The sequence below is a fragment of the Pacificoceanicola algae genome (assembly GCF_049341065.1).
GTDB lineage: Bacteria > Pseudomonadota > Alphaproteobacteria > Rhodobacterales > Rhodobacteraceae > Pacificoceanicola.
In genome coordinates, this window is record NZ_JBMPIX010000057.1 from 1 (window position 1) to 3,176 (window position 3,176).

At 53.0% G+C, this 3,176-nt stretch carries 2 protein-coding genes; both read left to right on the forward strand.

Going from position 1 to position 3,176, the window contains the following annotated elements; translation table 11 throughout:
* Positions 1-365: 365 nt before the first annotated feature.
* Entirely contained in the window at positions 366-2,492 is a 2,127-nt protein-coding gene (locus tag ACOYQJ_RS26115) for an ATP-binding protein (protein WP_422908802.1), read from the forward strand.
* A gap of 101 nt (positions 2,493-2,593) precedes the next feature.
* Positions 2,594-2,995: a response regulator gene (locus tag ACOYQJ_RS26120; RefSeq protein WP_422908803.1), complete on the forward strand. Its 402-nt coding sequence runs from the start codon at positions 2,594-2,596 to the stop codon at positions 2,993-2,995.
* Positions 2,996-3,176 lie beyond the last annotated feature (181 nt).

Sequence of the window (3,176 nt, forward strand, 5' to 3'; positions counted from 1 at the left end):
TCTGGTCCCGGTCCACTCCCTCGATATAGCCCGACATCCACACCTCCAACTGATGAACGCAGTATACCTGAACCTCGAGTTCCCACACAGACCCGGCCGACAAGAGACATTCGCATGGCGATCACACGCTACGTTGCAGCTTTCCCGAACCGGTCATTCATCCATCCAGACGCTTGGTGCCATGCATGCCTGCATCGTTGACATGAGTGTACGGGAATGCTCGAACACGAAGTGCCATGCGTGTTCGACGAGATTGCAAGGCACGAGGCGGCCGTTCTGTACCCAAATGAACGTGTTCGTTGGACATTGATGACGAAATTTCGAGCATGCGAAATTGTTGGTTCTTATAAGTGAGGCTTTCGAACATGAACTTATCGAATTCGCATAAGCTGTTGCCCTTATTGGCAGCTATCTGCGCTGTATTCGTGATGGGGTTCGTCAGTCTGCGGTTTGTGCAATTCGAACGCGCATCCTATGCCCTGCCGCGCCTGTTTATCCAGCTTGAGCGGTCGCTCGGGTATGACGGGTTCATCCACAACTTCAAGAATTTCATACTTCGCCCTGACGAAGATGGTTATCTGGATGCGGCCTTGGAGGACTACATTACCGCTGCTGCAACGATCTCTGAGATCGAAGTTCAGGCAGCAAGGCTGGGCGTACAAGCAGAGATGACAGACGTCATATCGACATTGGCGACCTATCGCGAAATGCTGGATACTGCCCGCGTTGCACGACGAGAGGACTTGACGACTGCCGAGGTTGATGAGCGTGTTCGCGTATCGGACGTGGACGCCGCGCGGAGCATCGGAGAATTCGAGCGAGAAATTCTGGATGTGTTGGCACGCCGACGCGGAATCCTGTATTCCATAGCCATTCTGTGCATGTTTTCTGTTGTCGCCGGGGCGCTGGTGATCGCCTACGTTCAATCCAAGCGACGCCTCCAAGCGGAAAACGATAAACTCAAGCTGGAAGAACAAGAAACATTTCTTCTTCAGGCGGAACGCATCGCCCAACTTGGGCGCTGGAAAACGGACTCCGACGGTAACTTGTACTGGTCCCAAGCGACAGGCCGGATCTGTGGGCTTGAACCCGAAGAGTTTCCGAAAACGATCGAGGGTGCCTGGGCTTTCGTTCCGGCGGAAGACCAAGCGAAAGTTCGCGTCGCCGTCGATAAAGCGCTGAAATCAAAGGGGCAGTTTTCCTGCCTGCATCGTATGCAACGCCCCGATGGGTCGATGGTCAACGTCGTGGACAGCGGAGAAGTCATTCTGAATCCGGCAGGAGAGGTCACAGGCCTCGTTGGAACGCTTCAAGATGTCACTCGCCTGGTCGATATGGAAAATGAACTCCGCCAAGCACAAAAGATGGAAGCGATCGGAAGCCTCGCAGGCGGAATGGCGCATGATTTCAACAACATTCTCGCCGTTATCATGGGCAATCTGGAGTTGCTGAAGGCCACGATCCAAGGACCCGAACAAACTGTTTTTGTTGAAAATGCACTTGATGCGACGCAGCGCGGCGCGGATCTCACACGGAATATGTTAGGCTTTGCGCGTCGTTCGCATCTGGAACCGACCTCTCTGCAGGCCAACGATCTGGTTCGCGATGTGGTGAACTGGTCGGCCCGCCTTTTGCCGGCGAACATTCGAATAGAGACCTCGCTTTTGGCGAACCTTTGGCAGTTTACCGCCGATGCAGGTATGGCCAAGAACGCGCTTTTGAACTTGATGCTGAATGCGCGGGATGCAATGCCGGACGGTGGACGGTTGACGATCGAAACCGGAAATATCCGCATAGACGATGACTACATCGCTGATCGTGGTGAGGATTTGCTGCCGGGACGCTATGTCATGATTGCCGTCAGCGATACGGGTACCGGAATTAAGGAAGGCGATTTGAAGAAAGTGTTCGACCCCTTCTTCACGACCAAGCCGCTTGGCCAGGGGACGGGGCTCGGTTTGTCCATGGTGCAAGGCTTCATGAAGCAGTCCAGAGGGACAGTCCGCATCTATTCGGAGCCGCGCGTTGGCACCACGTTGAAACTTTACTTCAATGCCGAACCGCAGAGCGGTATGCCACTACCGCAATCTGTCCAGACCCAGGATCTGTCTAATCTTAAAGGCAAGCGAATTTTGTTGGTCGAAGACAATGCTGACCTTTTGACTGCCCTCGAGGAACTGCTGACAAGGGTCGGCCTTGACGTCACGACGGCACGGTCAGGCGACGATGCGATGGCCCTCTGGGACAACAACCGAACCTTTGACGTCATAGTGACAGATATCGTCATGCCAGGTAATTTGCAGGGCACGCATCTGGCAAAAGCCATTCGGGCAGTCGATCCAAGCGTCGCGTTTGTCTTCATGTCGGGCTATGCTAACGAAGCCATGGTCCACGGGAACGGGTTACGAGCCGAGGACATCCGTCTAATGAAACCTGTAAGCCAAATAGATTTGCTGGGCTCGATCGCAACTTTGATCAAGAAGAAAGATTGAAGGACAACTTTTTCAATGTTTGACCTGCAATTTTAGTCTGTGGTGCATTGCGAAGATCACTGCAAGCAGTCAAGTTTGTTACGGTACCGAGAGGCAATGACATGAATTTATTCATCGCAGACGACAATATCGAATTCGCTGAGTTCTGCGCAAAAGTGGCCGCGCTTGAGGGCTGGCATGTCACGACCTGTCACGATGGTTCTGAGTTGCTGGCGGTCCTGAAAATGGAAACGGAACCGGCGCTTGTCCTGTGTGACGTTATGATGCCCGATGTAGATGGCATTGACGTCATCAAAACGCTTTCTGATCCCGAAAACCTGTTTCGAATACGTTTCATCACAGGAGGATCGATGACGAATGCTGTTGCGGCACGGCTAATTGGTGACGCTCGCGATATCAACGTCGGACGCTTTCTGATCAAGCCAATTTCTTTGGCCGATTTGAGGGCGGTCTTTGCGGAAGAAGCCGAGAACTTGCGCAAAATGGCCCTGACTAAGAGGTGAATGTGCGAAGGTTCACCGCCAAATAGCGAACATATCCGCCCGCTCGACTCCTTCTGCATGTTTGCTTCCGGAAGCGCCACCATTCGCTTAGGTGTTCAGTCCCCGCATCTGGTGGATCGGATTTAGGATGAATCGATCTGGCTCTGATGTCCAGATTTTGCATATGTATTCGTAAGGCGTT